Below are 14,898 nucleotides of genomic sequence, written 5' to 3'. Positions count from 1 at the left end.
GCTCTCCGGGGTTACAGCATTTCGATGATATCATCCCCTTTTGGCGTACTGCCGCTCAGCGCCTCATCAAAATAGTGCTTTGGCACGGTATAACGCAGACGCTCGATCGCCAACTGCATACTGCGATCGTCAATGGCATGCCCGAGATCGTCGACAATATCTAAGGTCACGTCGCCGCCCGCCTGCTGTAACGCCTCCTCGGCCGACACCGCCCACGCCAGGTCGATAACCCGATCTTCACCCCCGTGGATCAGGTGAATGGTAGTGGCCGTCGTTGCCGTCTCCGGCAGCGTCGCATAGCGGCCATTAAAGGCGATGACCCGCGAAGCCAGATCCGGCGCCGCTTTGATACTCTCCAGCGACATAATCGCCCCCTGAGAGAAACCGATCAGCGCGGTGGCCAGTGGACTGACGCCGCTCTTTTCCTGCCAGTAGCGTACAATTTCAATAAAGGTCGGCATAATGGCGTCGATGCGCTGCTGACGATTCTCTTCCGTCACCCCCTGCAGCGAAAACCACTGCCGACCGTTGGGGCCGCAAGGTTCCACCCCGCCAATGCTGACGATCAGCGCATCAGGAAACTGCGGTGCGAACCAGCTGCCGATTTGCCCCATGGAGACCGGGTTATCCCCTACGCCATGAAACAGCAGCAACAGCTGTTGCGCAGGTGTCGCAGGACTTTGAACAATAAAATGATCGTGTTTCATGGCTGTCTCCTTAGTGTTTGCGGGCAGTGTACGCCGCTCGCCAGATATGACCATGCCATTTAACTGAATGAGTTAGTTAAAAAAATTGCAGATGCGCCACCTGCTGACGCAGCGCATCAGCGCGCGCTGCATCAAGGAAGCGCAAGGCGTCAGCGGCCTCCCGACGCCATCTCGCCTGCAAGGCTTTACGCCCCGTCAGCTGCAGCACGGCGCAGAGTGCGGCCTCCTCTTTGCCCTGCAGTCGTCCCCGCAGGGCCGGCAACGGCATGTCGGCCTGCATCAGCAGGCGGTTGAGGCAGCCCAGCGCCGCGGCCAGCGGGCGGTGGGCGAAGGCAAAGCTCGCCGCTTCCAGCCAGTCCTCATCACTAAGCATAGCGTCTGCGACGGCCGGCAGCGGCGCGGATTCCTCTCGCCACGGGCGAAGCCAGTATTCATCGCGCTGCAGCCGCTGCGCCTCCCGCTGCGCCAGCTGGCGCCCTGCCGCGGTCAACGGATAGAGGGCCATCGCCGTATAGCAGCCGCTGCTGGCCTCGCGATGGGTACCCAGCCGTACGAGGGTAAACCCGCAGCGTTGCCAGAAGCGCCACAGCTCAGCGGTATAGCCGAAGCTGACGGAGAGATAGTCATAGCCAGCGGCATCGGCGGCGATATCGGCGATCATCTTCCGCCCCAGGCCTTCCCGCTGGCGGGTGGGATGGACAGCGATCCGACTGACCCGCAGCCCGCGCAGCGTCGCCGACAGGGGACTGCCGCCGTGCGCCGCCAGCGACTGGGCGACCAGATTCCCGCGCGGCCGGCGAAAACCCGCCCATACCGCCCGGCTCAGTTCGGGAGAAAGTCCCCCCTCGGCCACCAGCCACAGGGCGCCCGCCACCGCGCCGCCGGTGCGAGCGCAGCGGAAAGCCTGGCCCGGAGCATCCATCATGCGCCGCAGATCGAGCGGGGAAGTTCGGTAATGCGCCCCGGACAATAGCTGGTACATCGCCTCCGGTAGCGCTGGCTGCGTTTGCCAGCAGGACTGATTGACCGCCTCCAGGGCTATCTCCCCCATCGGCGCGTCGCGAAATGCCTCATCGTTAAAGATAAGCAACTGACTGATGGCTGACTCCAGCGGACAGCCCGCCGCCCAGCGGATCGGGGCGCTCAGGGTGAAGGATTGCAGATGGGGCAGACTGGCGCAAAATTTCAGCAGGAACCCGCGACCGGTGCCCTCGTACCCTTGCACCGTCGTGGTGAGTAGCGTGCGGGGAAAACGGCTCACCAGCTGCCGGAGAAGCGGAGCCGGGATAGCCGCGGCCTCATCGACTATCAGCCACGCCGCCTTTTCTTTCGACGCCAGCAGCGCATCGGGCGCCATAAAGCGCAACGTCTCCCCGGCAAAGCTGGCCAGCACCTCGACAGCGCTACGCGTTGGGGCGGTGACGATGGCCTCGCCCCCAAGCTGGCGCAGGAGCATGCCCGCCAGCGCGGACTTCCCCCGTCCACGCTCCGCCGTCACCGCCGCGATACCGGGCGGCAGGCGTATCAGTTGCTCAAGGATTGCCGCCTGCTCGGCCTGCGGGCGGCCATCGGCGGGATGCCAGTCGGGACGCGGGGCGGCCAGCGGGAAACGTGGCCGGTCCGACTGCCGCCAGAGCAACACCTCCGGATCGGCGATAAACTGCCGACAGCAGCGGTGAACAAAGTTAGGGGTAACGATAGGGTCAGGCGTATCGCTCCAGCGCAGAGAGTCCTCATCCGCCCGGGTCGGCCAGTCGGCGAAAGGGGGCGTCAGCAGCACCAGCCAGCTTCCCGCACGCAGCGTGCCGCTCAGGGCCGCCATGGCGGCCACATCAAACCCGCGCCGGGCATCGAAAAAGGCGTGCATCACTTCCCGCCCCAGCAGCGTTTTCAGCGCGCCGGGCGCCACGCAGGGCGCAGAAACCGGCTCGGGGCCAACCCACAGGCCATCGCCGCCGAGCCTCTCCCGTAGCGCCTGCGCCTGCTGCAGCGTCCAGCTCTCATCGCCGCTGAGCACCAGCAGGCGACGGATCCCCTCCCGCGCCATTTGCGCGGTGAGGTTAAGCAGCGCGTCCATCATGGGGGACGATTACAGCGCGCTGCCGAAGGTATTGCACTGCGCCGGATCGCCGCTATCGAAACCGCGTTTGAACCAGGTGTAGCGCTGTTTCGAGGTGCCGTGGGTAAAACTGTCCGGCACCACGCGTCCCTGGCTCTGCTGCTGTAGACGATCGTCGCCGATGGCCTCGGCGGCGTTCAGCGCCTCCTGCAGATCGCCAGTTTCCAGAATATCCTGCTGCTGCATATTATGACCCCAGACGCCGGCGAAGCAGTCTGCCTGCAGCTCCATCTTAACCGACAGGCGGTTGGCTTCGGCCTGCGTGGCATGCTGCTGTTGCTGGCGGACCTTCGGCTCAATGCCCAGCAGTTTTTGTACGTGATGACCCACTTCATGAGCAATGACGTACCCCTGGGCAAAGTCGCCGTCGGCGCCCAGTTTATTTTTCATCTCATCGTAGAATGACAGGTCAATATAGACCGTACTGTCGGCAGGACAATAGAAGGGGCCCATCACCGACTGACCGGTGCCGCAGCCGGTACGGGTCGCGCCGCGGTAGAGCACCAGCTTTGGCTGCGGGTACTGGCGGCCCATTTTTTCAAAGATCGGCCCCCAGGTATCTTCGGTGGTAGCCAGAATGACGGAAGTAAACTTCGCCGCTTCATCGTCTTTCGGACTGATGGAGCGCTGCGTGGAGGTCTGCTGCTGCGGCATCGGTTCGCCGGTCAACATGCCGGTCAAATCCACGCCGTAGTAGCCCGCCACCAGCACAATAATCAGCAATACAATGCCGCCCTTCCCGCTCGGCAGACGGAAGCCGCCGCCCCCGCCGCCGCCAAACGGCGAGCCTGATTGTCCACGTCGATCTTCAACATTGTCGCTTTCGCGACGCCCTTGCCAGCGCATAAGCACCTCATTCCCTGTTATGTATCAATAGCAGAGATCGTAGGCGGTTCAGCGCAGGATTACCACAGGAAACAGCAAGAGACGCCAGAAGATGAGGCCATCTTCTGGCGGCGGGCGGGTTAGTCGAGCTTAACGCCCAGGCGGTGAGCCACTTCTTCGTAGGCTTCGATCAGGCCGCCAAGGCTCTGGCGGAAGCGGTCTTTGTCCATTTTATCGAGGGTGTTTTTATCCCACAGGCGGCTGCCGTCCGGCGAAAACTCGTCGCCCAGCACCACTTCGCCTTTGAACAGACCAAACTCCAGCTTAAAGTCCACCAGAATCAGACCGGCGTCATCGAACAGTTTTTTCAGCACGTCGTTGGCTTTGTAGGTCAGCTCGCGCATCCGCGCCAGATTCTCTTTACTCACCCAGCCGAAGGTTTCGCAGTAGGAGTCGTTGACCATCGGATCGTGCATAGCATCGTTTTTCAGGAACAGGTCGAACAGCGGCGGATTCAGCTCGATACCTTCTTCAATGCCTAAACGTTTTACCAGCGAGCCTGCCGCACGGTTACGCACCACGCACTCTACCGGCACCATATCCAGTTTTTTCACCAGACATTCGGTATCGGAAAGCAGCGCTTCCATCTGGGTAGGGATGCCCGCTTCTGCCAGTTTACTCATAATGAAATGGTTGAATTTGTTGTTCACCATGCCTTTACGATCGAACTGCTCGATGCGCGCGCCATCACCTGCTGACGTATCGTTACGGAATTCCAGTACCAGCAGGTCCGGATTATCGGTGCTGTATACTGTCTTCGCCTTACCACGATACAACTCAGCTTGCTTTTTCATCTTTCACTACTCCAGTGATATTGAGCCAAAAAATGACGTGTCGGTCTTACATAACATCCTGCAACGGGCGTTGGAGCGGATGCTGTACGCTTGCGGGGCGAACTGCAGTCAGGCGACTGGAGCAGCCTTAACGCGGCGATTTACAGGATTATATGGCCACGCACACGTTTGCGTCACTATACATGAAAAAGGGCCGGATTGCTCCAGCCCTTTTGATTACTTGTTAAATGCGGCCTGGAATACGGCTACCAGGGCGTCATTTTGCGACTGCGTCAGGGTGTGGCCTTTCGGGTCGATAAACTGCAGGCTACTGCGGTTATCGAGGTCGCCGACCTGCAGTTTGTAGTCGCCGGAGACCAGCTGCGGGTCACGTGCGCCCAGCTCCTGCCAGCTGCTGTCAGACAGCGGCTTATAGGTCAGCGCCATGCTGCCCTGAGAGCGCGTGCTGTCGGTCACTTTCATCCCCACTTTCTCGAGGGCGCCCGGCAGACGCTGCCACACCAGGTTAAACGGCGCGCGAACAACGAGCATCGGCAGGCCGGTATCGTCGGCGGCGCTCTGCACGTCGAAGGTGGCCCCCGCGCTGCGCTGTGCGGCGTTCTGGGCGCTGGTGGCATTCATGTCAAGGCCTTCCGAAATGACGTTCAGCATAGCGGTGCTGTAGCGCTGCAGAGACGCCGGATCGGCAACAGGTTTACCCGCCTGCTCCAGATTCACCAGCTTAACGACCACCGCTTGCTGATAACCCTGCGGTTTGACGGAGATTTGATAACGACCGCGATACTGCTGATCTTCATCAAGACGGTTCCACTCAACCCAGTCGGTGTTCAGCGTCTGGCTCGCATCATCGCGCTTGGCGATAACGTAGTTCTTCGCCTGAAGAATACTGGTGACCTGTGCCCACAGCGAACCGCTGCGGCCGTTCTCGACCATCAGCGTCGCGGTATCGCCGTTAAACTGGGTCCGCGCACCGCTCACCAGCGCCAGCGGCTGCGCTGGCGGACGAATGTCCAGCGCTTTACCGACCGCGCCGGTGCTGTTAGCCACCGGAATATTGTAATCACCCACCTGAATCGGCAGGATCATCCCCGCCGGCGCGTGAAGTTCGCTCAACGGTGATGCCTGTAAATAGGCCTCATCACCGCTCACCTGACGCTTATAGCGCGAGTCGGAACTACAGGCCGCGAGGAGTAGAACCAGCGAAACACCCGCAACCTTCGCCAGGCGCGACTTCTGTACTGAGTAAGCCATCAAATCTCCCTAAACTTTACAGCAAACCGGCATGCTTCAGCGCGGCAGTGACGGCTTCACGACCATGATCGGTGATAGGCGTCATCGGCAAGCGCAGCGTATCGGTCGCCACAAGACCCAACGCCTTGCATCCCCATTTCACCGGGATAGGATTGGGTTCGACAAATAATTTTGTATGCAGTGGCATCAGACGCTGGTTAATCGCACGAGCTTCGGCAAATTGACCCGCCAGCGCCAGACGGCACATGTCGGCCATTTCGCGCGCCGCCACGTTGGCCGTAACAGAAATCACGCCTACGCCGCCGAGCTGCATGAAGTCCATACCGGTCGCATCGTCACCGCTCAGCAGAATAAAGTCGTCTGAAACCAGCTCTTTGATCTGGTGAACGCGACTTAAGTTCCCTGTTGCTTCCTTAATACCGACAATATTTTTAATTTCCGCCAGACGGCCAACGGTTTCCGGCAGCATATCGCAACCGGTACGGGACGGCACATTATACAGAATTTGCGGCAGGTCAGTATGTTCGGCGATAGCTTTAAAGTGCTGGAACAGGCCTTCCTGGGTCGGACGGTTATAATAAGGAGTGACCGTCAGGCAGCCGACAACACCGCTATCGTTAAAACGTTTGGTCAGGCTAATCGCCTCTGCGGTTGCATTGGCTCCCGTTCCAGCGATAACCGGAATACGCCCGTCGGCCAGCTCCAGCGTCATCATCACCACGTCGCCATGCTCTTCATGGCTCAGCGTTGCGGATTCACCGGTAGTCCCTACCGAAACGATCGCCGAGGTTCCGTTGGCGACATGGTAATCAATCAGTTTTTTCAGGCTTGTCCGGCAGACATTACCGTTTTCATCCATCGGCGTGACAAGCGCTACAATACTTCCCGTGAACATGGGCCATCCTCAGAGCAGAAGTGCGACAAGATTCTCAATGTTACGTTTGGAGCTGTAATAAAAGCAAGAGACCCGACGCCATCAGGGATGTTGTATGGCGGTTTTTTTTATGCTTTCCTAATGTTACCTCACCTTTTTAAAGGAAGAACAGGTTTGACAGCCTCATTACAACACTATCTGGTTATTACCGCCCTGGGGGCTGACCGTCCCGGCATCGTGAATACGATCACTCGCCACGTCAGCAGCTGCGGTTGTAATATCGAAGACAGCCGGCTGGCCATGCTCGGTGATGAGTTTACGTTTATCATGCTGCTTTCCGGGTCGTGGAATGCGATTAACCTGATCGAATCAACGCTGCCGCTGAAAGGCGCGGAGCTGGAGCTGTTGATCGTGATGAAACGCACCACTGCGCGCCCGCCGCAGGCCATGCCAAACACCGTTTGGGTCCAGGTTGAGGTGCCGGACTCACCGCATATCATCGAGCGCTTTACTGCCCTGTGCGATACATGGAATATGAATATTGCGGAGCTGGTGTCCCGCACGCAGCCGGGAGACGGCGATTCCGCGCAGCTTTTTATCCAGATAACTGCCCACAGTCCTGCGACGCAAAATGCAGCAAATATCGAACAAGCGTTCAAAGCCCTATGTACAGAACTGAACGCACAAGGCAGTATTAACATCGTTAATTATTCACAGCATGATGAACAGGATGGAGTTTAACCCATGACCCCACTGAAAGCCGGTGATATCGCACCGAAATTTAGCTTACCGGACCAGGACGGCGAGGAAGTAAATTTAACCGACTTCCAGGGACAACGTGTCCTGGTTTATTTTTACCCGAAAGCCATGACCCCGGGCTGCACCGTCCAGGCGTGCGGCTTGCGCGATAATATGGACGACCTGAAAAAAGCCGGCGTTGAAGTGCTGGGCATCAGCACCGATAAACCGGAAAAACTCTCCCGTTTCGCCGAAAAAGAGCTGCTGAACTTTACGCTGCTGTCTGATGAAAACCATCAGGTTTGCGAGCAGTTTGGCGTCTGGGGCGAAAAATCCTTTATGGGGAAAACCTACGACGGGATCCACCGGATTAGTTTCCTCATTGATGCCGATGGCAAAATCGAACACGTCTTTGATGATTTTAAAACCAGCAATCACCACGACGTGGTGCTGAACTGGCTGAAAGAAAACGCCTGATGCAAAGCAAGACGCCGGGAGAGGAAGCCCTCGCCCGGCGTCTTTTTTTATTCTCATTGCCTTAGTCGTCGACCGCCAAACCATCCGGCCAGGCATGCACCACTGCTTTAATCAGCGTGGCCAGCGGAATGGCGAAGAAGACGCCCCAGAATCCCCACAGTCCGCCAAAGATCACCACCGACAGGATAATTACCAGCGGGTGTAAATTGACCGCTTCCGAGAATAGCACCGGAACCAGCAGGTTACCGTCCAGCCCCTGAATAATCAGATAGACCGCAAACAGGCTCCAGAACTCGGTGCCAGCGCCAAACTGAAACAGCGCCACCCCCACCACCGGAATGGTCACCACAAACGCGCCGATATAGGGGATCAGCACCGAGAAGCCCACCAGCACCGCCAGCAGCAACGAGTAGTTGAGGCCAAAGAGAATAAAGCCTATCCAGGTGGCGACGCTGACGACAATCATCTCCAGCACCTTGCCGCGAATGTAGTTGGTGATCTGCTGGTTCATCTCTTTCCACACCTGCCCGGCAAGCCCGCGATTGCGCGGCAGAACGCGGCGCACCGCGTTGAGCATCTGCTCTTTATCCTTCAGCAGGAAGAAGACCATCAGCGGCACCAGCACCAGATAGACCGCCAGGGTGAGTAACCCCACCAGCGAGGCCAGAGAGTACTTAACCACCGAGTCGCCCACCGTCAGCATCCGGGTGCGCATATTTTCCGCCATCGCATCGATAATGCCGGCATCCATTAACGCCGGATAGCGCCGCGGCAGCGTGGCGGCGAAATCAGAGAGCTTATTTAGCATGCCCGGCATATCGCGGATGAGGTAGATCCCTTGCTGCCAGGCTACCGGCAGCACCACAAAGGCCAGCAACAGCAGGATGCCCACAAAGAGGATCAGCACCAGCGAGGTGGCCCAGGTGCGCGACAGACCGATGCGCTCCAGACGAACGGTCGGCCACTCCAGCAGATAGGCCAGCACGATAGCCACCAGCAACGGGGCCAGCAGGCCGCTGAAAAAGAACATAATGCCGAAACCGGCAAGCAAAATAACCAGCAGCGCTATCGCCTCAGGGTCGCTGAATCGACGGCGGTACCACTGCATTAACATCTCAAGCATAAAACCTTCCCTGAAGGGCCAAGCGGCGACAATCCGGGGAATTGTATCGAAATGTCACAAAAAAGACTTCGCTTTTTGATGCGCCGCAGTCAAACCGTTCTCCGCCATGAAGAACATATTTTCAAGGCGGCCAACGCCAGCTAAACTCGCAGGGATGCGGCCAGGGAACATTACGCCGCACAATCGGTCAAACTGGCACACCCACATTACAGGACAGAGGTTATGTTCAGGCAGTTGAAGAAAACGCTGGTGGCGACCGCGATCGCGTCGCTGACGCTGGGTTCGATAGGTCCTGCTTTTGCTGACTCCGCAGATACCCTGCCGGACATGGGAACCTCCGCAGGAAGCACGCTGTCAATCGGTCAGGAAATGCAGATGGGGGATTACTACGTCCGCCAACTGCGCGGTAGCGCGCCGCTGATCAACGACCCTCTGCTGGTGCAATATATCAACGGGCTGGGTATGCGTCTGGTGGCTCACGCCAACTCGGTGCGTACCCCGTTCCACTTCTATTTGATTAATAACGACCAGATCAACGCCTTCGCCTTCTTCGGCGGCAATGTGGTCCTCCACTCCGCCCTGTTCCGCTACTCTGATAACGAGAGCGAACTGGCCTCTGTCATGGCGCACGAAATCTCCCACGTGACGCAGCGGCATCTCGCCCGCGCGATGGAAGATCAGAAGCGCAATGCGCCGCTGACCTGGGTCGGTGCCCTGGGTTCGATTCTGCTGGCGATGGCCAGCCCGCAGGCCGGAATGGCGGCCCTGACCGGGACGCTGGCCGGCACCCAGCAGGGTATGATCAGCTTCACCCGCCAGAACGAAGAAGAGGCCGACCGGATTGGCATTCAGGTTCTGCAGCGCTCGGGTTTCGACCCGCAGGCTATGCCGATGTTTATGGGTAAACTGCTTGACGAGTCGCGCTACTCGACGCGACCGCCGGAAATGCTGCTCACCCACCCCCTACCGGAAAGCCGACTGGCCGATGCCCGTAACCGTGCCAACCAGATGCGCCCGGTGGTGGTACAGTCCTCGGCGGACTTCTATCTGGCGAAGGCGCGTACCCTCGGGATGTACACTAACGGCGACAACAAGCTGGGCACCGATCTGCTGAACGCCTGGGATAAAGGCAATATCCGCCAACAGCATGCCGCCCAGTATGGTCGCGCTCTGCTGGCGATGGAAAGCAACAACTTTGACCAGGCACGCAAAACGCTGCAGCCGCTGCTCAACGCCGACCCGCAAAATGCCTGGTATCTCGATCTGGCCACTGATATCGACCTCGGACAAAAGAAAACCAGCGACGCCATCAATCGCCTTAAAAACGCCCGCGAGCTGCGTACTAATCCGGTGCTGCAGCTGAACCTGGCCAACGCCCTGCTGCAGGGCGGGCAGCCCGGGGAAGCGGCGACCATTCTGAACCGGTATACCTTTACCTATAAAGAGGATGGCAACGGCTGGGACCTGCTGGCCCAGGCGGAAGGCGCGCTGGGCAATCGCGATCAGGAGCTGGCGGCGCGGGCTGAAAGCATGGCGCTGGTCGGCCAGCTGGAGCAGGCGATTTCCCTGCTCAGCAGCGCCAGCTCGCAGGTGAAACTCGGTAGCCTGCAGCAGGCACGTTACGATGCCCGTATCGATCAGCTACGCGATCTGCAGGCTCGCTTCCGTCCCTATCAAAAAATGTAAGGAGACCCCATGACCGACGCGGTAAAAATTTACCATAACCCACGCTGCTCCAAGAGCCGCGAAACGCTGAGCCTGCTGCAGAGTCGCGGCATCGATCCTGAGGTGGTGCTTTATCTTGAGACGCCACCGGATGCCGGGACGCTGCGCCAGCTGCTGCAGCTGCTGGGTATGGAGAGCCCCCGCGAGCTCATGCGCCAGAAAGAGGATCTGTATAAATCGCTCAATCTGGCCGACCCGGCTCTCAGCAACGCGGCGCTGATACAGGCGATGGTCGACAATCCGAAACTCATCGAGCGCCCTATCGTCGTCAGCCGCGGCCAGGCGCGTATTGGCCGCCCGCCGGAACAGGTTCTTGAGATCGTAAGCTAACTCACCCGCGCCGCGCTTGCGCGGCGCTTTTTTTACGTGGGCGATTCCAGATCTTTCACGCCAATATCTCCCGCCCGCCGGACGGTGCTACTGTTCATCCATCGCTCAATCCACTGGACGGATGAACATGAAAAAGCCGACCTCCACGCCCCATGACGCCGTGTTTAAGACCTACCTCTCCCATCCCGATACCGCCCGTGATTTCCTGCAGCTGTATCTGCCCGAGACGCTGCTTAAAGTGTGCGATCTGCGTACGCTGCATCTCGAGTCCGGGCATTTTGTCGAAGACGATCTGCGTCCCTTTTACGCCGACATTTTGTATTCCCTGAAAACCACGGCGGGCGACGGTTATATTTATGCGCTTATCGAACACCAGAGCACGCCCGACCGGCATATGGCCTTTCGTCTGATGCGCTACGCCATCGCCGCCATGCAGCGCCATCTCGATGCCGGCCACGATCGCCTGCCGCTGGTGATCCCTGTTCTCTTCTACCACGGTCTGGTGAGCCCCTATCCGTTCTCTCTGCGCTGGCTCGATGAATTCGTCGCTCCGGAGCTGGCCGCCACCTTTATCACGGGGCGTTTCCGCTGGCGGACATAACCGTCATTCCGGATGACGAGATTGCCACCCACCAGCGCATGGCAACGCTGGAGTTACTGCAAAAACATATTCGACAACGCGATCTGGCGCAGCTCCTCGACAAGCTGAGCGAATTATTATTGACTGGACTGGCGACGGAATCGCAGGTACAAGCCCTGATGCACTATCTGGTACAGGCAGGCAACACGCGCGAGCCGATTAAATTCATTCGCGAGCTGGCGTTACGTACGCCGCAGCATAAGGAGACGTTGATGACGATTGCGGAATATCTGGAACAACAGGGGCTGGAGCGGGGCCTGGCGCAAGGCCGTCAGGAAGGACGGAAAGAAGAGGCGCAGCGCATCGCTGTCGCTATGCTGCACAGCGGCCTTCCGCGCGACCTGGTCGCCCGGTTGACCGGGCTGACGGAGCAGGAGCTGACTCCCCTGGCGGACTAAAGCTTAAGGATCTCTTTCACGAAGGGGATCGTCAGCTTGCGCTGAGCGGTAATCGAGGCATGATCCAGCTGATCGAGGGTCATAAACAGCGAACGCATCTCGCGATCCAGCCGCTTCAGCAGGAAGCGGCACACATCTTCAGGCATCTCGAAGCCGCGCAGTCTGGCGCGCAGCTGCAGCGCCTGCAGTTTGTCTTCATCCGACAGCGGCTGCAGCTTATAGATCTGCCCCCAGTCCAGCCGTGAGGCCAGATCCGGCAGGCCAAGATTCAGCTGCCGCGGCGGCCGATCGCCGGTGATCAGCAGCCGGGTTTTGCCTGATTCCAGGATCCGGTTATAGAGATTAAAGATGGCCATCTCCCAGGGCTCATCGCCGGCGACGCACTCGATGTTATCGATGCACACCAGCGCCAGCTGTTCCATCCCCTCCAGCACCTCGGGCACAAACCACGTCCGTTTATCCAGCGGCACGTAGCCTACCGCATCCCCGCGCTGGGAAAGCTCCGCGCAGGCGGCGTGTAACAGGTGGCTACGACCTGCCCCTTCACGTGACCAGATATAAATGTACCCGCTGTGTTCCTGGCGCAGTACGTTCTGGAGGGCGGCAAGTAGGGAAGGATTATCACCCGGCCAGAAACTCGCGAAGGTTTCGTCGTCAGGAAGATACAGTGGCAAAGAGAGCTGTGCCGGTGCGTTCAGATGGACCTCAACATAGGCTTACAGAAAAACGCGAAGAGTTTACCACAGATTTAGGTCAGGAGAGAACCGGGCGGGATCGCCGCCCGGTCAGGCGATCGTTATTTAAACTCTTCGCTATCCGCCGCGTCGAGGACCACCTCTTCCGGACGCAGGACGCTAATAAGCTTGAAAATCAGGCTGAGGGCGATGCCCACGATAGTCGCCAGCGCCATCCCTTTCAGCTCGGCGGCGCCAATGTGCACTTTAGCGCCGCTAACGCCGATGATCAGGATCACGGAGGTGAGGATCAGATTCTGCGCTTTACTGTAATCCACCTTCGATTCAATCAGTACGCGGATCCCCGAGGCGCCGATCACCCCGTACAGCAGCAGGGAAACGCCGCCCATCACCGGCACCGGGATGATCTGGATAGCCGCCGCCAGTTTGCCGACGCAGGAGAGCAGAATCGCAATGATCGCCGCGCCGCCGATTACCCAGGTGCTGTAGACCCGGGTAATCGCCATCACGCCGATATTTTCACCGTAGGTAGTGTTGGGCGTCGAACCGAAGAAGCCGGAAACGATCGTCGACAGGCCGTTGGCAAACATCGAACGATGCAGGCCCGGGTCGCGGATCAGATCGCGCTTAACGATATTGGCGGTCACCACCAGATGCCCCACGTGCTCGGCAATCACCACCAGCGCGGCGGGCAGTATGGTGAAGATAGCAAACCACTCAAAGCGCGGAGTGTAGAAAGTCGGCAGCGCGAACCAGTGCGCCTCGGCGATCGGGGTGGTATCGACCACGCCCATCACAAACGACAGCGCATAGCCCACCAGCACGCCGATCAGGATCGGAATAATCGCCAGGAAGCCGCGGAACAGCACGGATCCGAACACCGTCACCGCCAGGGTCACCATCGAGATAATAATGGTTTTACTGTCCGGTGACTGGCCGTCGGCCGGCAGCAGCCCGGCCATATTAGCCGCCACGCCCGCCAGTTCGAGGCCGATAACCGCCACGATGGCGCCCATCGCCGCCGGCGGGAACATCACATCCAGCCAGCCGGTACCGGCTTTTTTGACAATAAAGGAGACGAGGCAGAACAGCACGCCGCACATAATAAAGCCGCCCAGCGCCACTTCGTAGCCCAGCGGCAACAGCAGCAGCACCGGGGAGATAAAAGCGAAGCTTGATCCCAGATAAGCGGGAATTTTGCCTTTACAGATAAAGAGGTACAACAGCGTACCGATGCCGTTGAACAGCAGGACGGTGGCCGGGTTAATGTGGAACAGAATAGGCACCAGTACCGTTGCGCCAAACATGGCGAACAGATGTTGCAAACTAAGCGGGATTGTCTGTAAAAGCGGCGGTCTTTCACTCACCCCGATGGCACGGCGCGTCATAGTGTATTCCTCTGAGAGTCGTCTGTTATTTGCTGTGGATTACTTTTATTCAAAAAAAAGCCGACTCTCAAAGTCGGCTTTTTTCGCGGTATATTTTATTTCGTTCCAAAAATCTTGTCGCCGGCATCGCCGAGACCGGGAATGATATACCCGTGCTCGTTCAGTCCCTTATCGACAGAGGCGGTGTACAGCTCAACGTCCGGGTGGGCTTTCTCCAGCGCGGCAATCCCTTCCGGCGCCGCCACCAGCACCAGCACCTTGATGCTGGTGCAGCCGGCGTTTTTTAGCAGATCGATAGTGGCGATCATCGACCCACCGGTGGCCAGCATCGGGTCAACGACCAGCGCCATACGTTCATCGATGTTAGACACCAGTTTCTGGAAGTAAGGCACCGGCTCGAGGGTTTCTTCATTGCGATAGATACCGACCACGCTGATACGCGCGCTTGGCACGTGCTCCAGCACCCCTTCCATCATGCCAAGGCCAGCGCGCAGGATAGGCACAACGGTAATTTTCTTGCCCTTGATCTGCTCGACTTCCACCGGACCGTTCCAGCCCTCAATAGTGACTTTCTCAGTCTCCAGATCGGCGGTGGCTTCATAAGTCAGTAAGCTGCCCACTTCTGAGGCGAGTTCACGGAAGCGTTTGGTGCTGATGTCGTGCTCGCGCATCAGGCCCAGCTTGTGTTTGACGAGTGGGTGTTTGACTTCCACAATCTTCATTCTCTTTCTCCTCTGAGGGGCAGCCACAAAAA

15 protein-coding genes and 1 pseudogene are annotated in these 14,898 nt (G+C 58.6%); 5 read left to right on the top strand and 11 right to left on the bottom strand.

The window, feature by feature from the left end; genetic code table 11:
• Positions 1-11 precede the first annotated feature (11 nt).
• From ypfH to dapA, 6 genes are all read right to left on the bottom strand, one after another.
• Positions 12-707 carry an esterase gene (ypfH, locus tag KHQ23_RS13920; RefSeq protein WP_002913770.1) on the bottom strand — a complete coding sequence of 232 codons (696 nt, stop codon included), beginning with the start codon at positions 705-707 and terminating at the stop codon, positions 12-14.
• A gap of 76 nt (positions 708-783) precedes the next feature.
• Positions 784-2,787, bottom strand: coding sequence for a tRNA(Met) cytidine acetyltransferase TmcA (locus KHQ23_RS13915; RefSeq protein ID WP_047693809.1), 2,004 nt, complete (start codon positions 2,785-2,787; stop codon positions 784-786).
• 9 nt (positions 2,788-2,796) lie between these two features.
• Positions 2,797-3,672, bottom strand: a complete 876-nt coding sequence (locus KHQ23_RS13910) for a neutral zinc metallopeptidase (protein ID WP_002913800.1) — start codon at positions 3,670-3,672, stop codon at positions 2,797-2,799.
• Between the two features lie 119 nt (positions 3,673-3,791).
• On the bottom strand, positions 3,792-4,505 hold the full coding sequence (purC, locus tag KHQ23_RS13905) for a phosphoribosylaminoimidazolesuccinocarboxamide synthase (RefSeq protein ID WP_002913801.1): 714 nt from the start codon (positions 4,503-4,505) through the stop codon (positions 3,792-3,794).
• 216 nt (positions 4,506-4,721) lie between these two features.
• Positions 4,722-5,756: an outer membrane protein assembly factor BamC gene (bamC, locus tag KHQ23_RS13900; RefSeq protein ID WP_004149279.1), complete on the bottom strand. Its 1,035-nt coding sequence runs from the start codon at positions 5,754-5,756 to the stop codon at positions 4,722-4,724.
• A gap of 16 nt (positions 5,757-5,772) precedes the next feature.
• Positions 5,773-6,651 (bottom strand): 4-hydroxy-tetrahydrodipicolinate synthase, encoded by an 879-nt coding sequence (gene dapA / locus KHQ23_RS13895; protein WP_002913803.1) that lies wholly within the window; start codon positions 6,649-6,651, stop codon positions 5,773-5,775.
• 153 nt (positions 6,652-6,804) lie between these two features.
• Between dapA and KHQ23_RS13890 the strand changes: the two genes are divergently transcribed.
• Entirely contained in the window at positions 6,805-7,371 is a 567-nt protein-coding gene (locus KHQ23_RS13890; RefSeq protein ID WP_002913804.1) for a glycine cleavage system transcriptional repressor, read from the top strand.
• 3 nt (positions 7,372-7,374) lie between these two features.
• Positions 7,375-7,845 carry a thioredoxin-dependent thiol peroxidase gene (gene bcp, locus KHQ23_RS13885; RefSeq protein ID WP_002913805.1) on the top strand — a complete coding sequence of 157 codons (471 nt, stop codon included), beginning with the start codon at positions 7,375-7,377 and terminating at the stop codon, positions 7,843-7,845.
• Between the two features lie 61 nt (positions 7,846-7,906).
• Here bcp and KHQ23_RS13880 read toward each other — a convergent pair whose 3' ends face one another.
• Both KHQ23_RS13880 and KHQ23_RS13875 read right to left on the bottom strand, forming a co-directional pair.
• On the bottom strand, positions 7,907-8,968 hold the full coding sequence (locus KHQ23_RS13880; protein WP_002913806.1) for an AI-2E family transporter: 1,062 nt from the start codon (positions 8,966-8,968) through the stop codon (positions 7,907-7,909).
• A gap of 54 nt (positions 8,969-9,022) precedes the next feature.
• On the bottom strand, positions 9,023-9,139 hold the full coding sequence (locus tag KHQ23_RS13875; protein ID WP_004221267.1) for a hypothetical protein: 117 nt from the start codon (positions 9,137-9,139) through the stop codon (positions 9,023-9,025).
• Positions 9,140-9,190: 51 nt separating this feature from the next.
• On the opposite strand from KHQ23_RS13875, the gene bepA reads away from it, so the two are divergent.
• The 3 genes and pseudogenes from bepA to KHQ23_RS13860 all read left to right on the top strand — a co-directional run bounded on the left by bepA (position 9,191) and on the right by KHQ23_RS13860 (position 12,061).
• The gene (bepA, locus tag KHQ23_RS13870; RefSeq protein WP_002913807.1) at positions 9,191-10,654 is read left to right on the top strand and encodes a beta-barrel assembly-enhancing protease; all 1,464 of its coding nucleotides are present in this window, start codon (positions 9,191-9,193) and stop codon (positions 10,652-10,654) included.
• 9 nt (positions 10,655-10,663) lie between these two features.
• On the top strand, positions 10,664-11,023 hold the full coding sequence (gene arsC, locus KHQ23_RS13865) for an arsenate reductase (glutaredoxin) (protein WP_002913810.1): 360 nt from the start codon (positions 10,664-10,666) through the stop codon (positions 11,021-11,023).
• A 121-nt stretch (positions 11,024-11,144) separates the two neighbouring features.
• Positions 11,145-12,061: pseudogene (locus KHQ23_RS13860) on the top strand (Rpn family recombination-promoting nuclease/putative transposase).
• On the opposite strand, the gene KHQ23_RS13855 reads toward KHQ23_RS13860, so the two are convergent.
• From KHQ23_RS13855 to upp, 3 genes are all read right to left on the bottom strand, one after another.
• Positions 12,058-12,759, bottom strand: coding sequence for a DnaA inactivator Hda (locus KHQ23_RS13855; protein WP_020947395.1), 702 nt, complete (start codon positions 12,757-12,759; stop codon positions 12,058-12,060). The pseudogene KHQ23_RS13860 and the gene KHQ23_RS13855 sit on opposite strands and share 4 nt — an antisense overlap.
• A gap of 98 nt (positions 12,760-12,857) precedes the next feature.
• Positions 12,858-14,144, bottom strand: coding sequence for a uracil permease (gene uraA, locus KHQ23_RS13850; RefSeq protein ID WP_002913824.1), 1,287 nt, complete (start codon positions 14,142-14,144; stop codon positions 12,858-12,860).
• 95 nt (positions 14,145-14,239) lie between these two features.
• Entirely contained in the window at positions 14,240-14,866 is a 627-nt protein-coding gene (gene upp, locus KHQ23_RS13845; protein WP_002913827.1) for a uracil phosphoribosyltransferase, read from the bottom strand.
• Between the last annotated feature and the right edge of the window lie 32 nt (positions 14,867-14,898).

Source organism: Klebsiella sp. 64 (genome assembly GCF_018223915.1).
GTDB lineage: Bacteria > Pseudomonadota > Gammaproteobacteria > Enterobacterales > Enterobacteriaceae > Klebsiella > Klebsiella pneumoniae.
This window is presented reverse-complemented; position numbering and strand designations above follow the sequence as displayed.

Bases quoted from the DNA above. Each gene is read 5' to 3' on its own strand.
- bcp (WP_002913805.1), top strand. From the start codon at position 7,375: ATGACCCCACTGAAAGCCGGTGATATCGCACCGAAATTTAGCTTACCG.
- ypfH (WP_002913770.1), bottom strand. From the start codon at position 707: ATGAAACACGATCATTTTATTGTTCAAAGTCCTGCGACACCTGCGCAA.
- bamC (WP_004149279.1), bottom strand. From the start codon at position 5,756: ATGGCTTACTCAGTACAGAAGTCGCGCCTGGCGAAGGTTGCGGGTGTT.
- uraA (WP_002913824.1), bottom strand. From the start codon at position 14,144: ATGACGCGCCGTGCCATCGGGGTGAGTGAAAGACCGCCGCTTTTACAG.
- dapA (WP_002913803.1), bottom strand. From the start codon at position 6,651: ATGTTCACGGGAAGTATTGTAGCGCTTGTCACGCCGATGGATGAAAAC.
- bepA (WP_002913807.1), top strand. From the start codon at position 9,191: ATGTTCAGGCAGTTGAAGAAAACGCTGGTGGCGACCGCGATCGCGTCG.
- KHQ23_RS13875 (WP_004221267.1), bottom strand. From the start codon at position 9,139: ATGTTCCCTGGCCGCATCCCTGCGAGTTTAGCTGGCGTTGGCCGCCTT.
- KHQ23_RS13880 (WP_002913806.1), bottom strand. From the start codon at position 8,968: ATGCTTGAGATGTTAATGCAGTGGTACCGCCGTCGATTCAGCGACCCT.
- arsC (WP_002913810.1), top strand. From the start codon at position 10,664: ATGACCGACGCGGTAAAAATTTACCATAACCCACGCTGCTCCAAGAGC.
- KHQ23_RS13910 (WP_002913800.1), bottom strand. From the start codon at position 3,672: ATGCGCTGGCAAGGGCGTCGCGAAAGCGACAATGTTGAAGATCGACGT.
- KHQ23_RS13915 (WP_047693809.1), bottom strand. From the start codon at position 2,787: ATGATGGACGCGCTGCTTAACCTCACCGCGCAAATGGCGCGGGAGGGG.
- upp (WP_002913827.1), bottom strand. From the start codon at position 14,866: ATGAAGATTGTGGAAGTCAAACACCCACTCGTCAAACACAAGCTGGGC.
- purC (WP_002913801.1), bottom strand. From the start codon at position 4,505: ATGAAAAAGCAAGCTGAGTTGTATCGTGGTAAGGCGAAGACAGTATAC.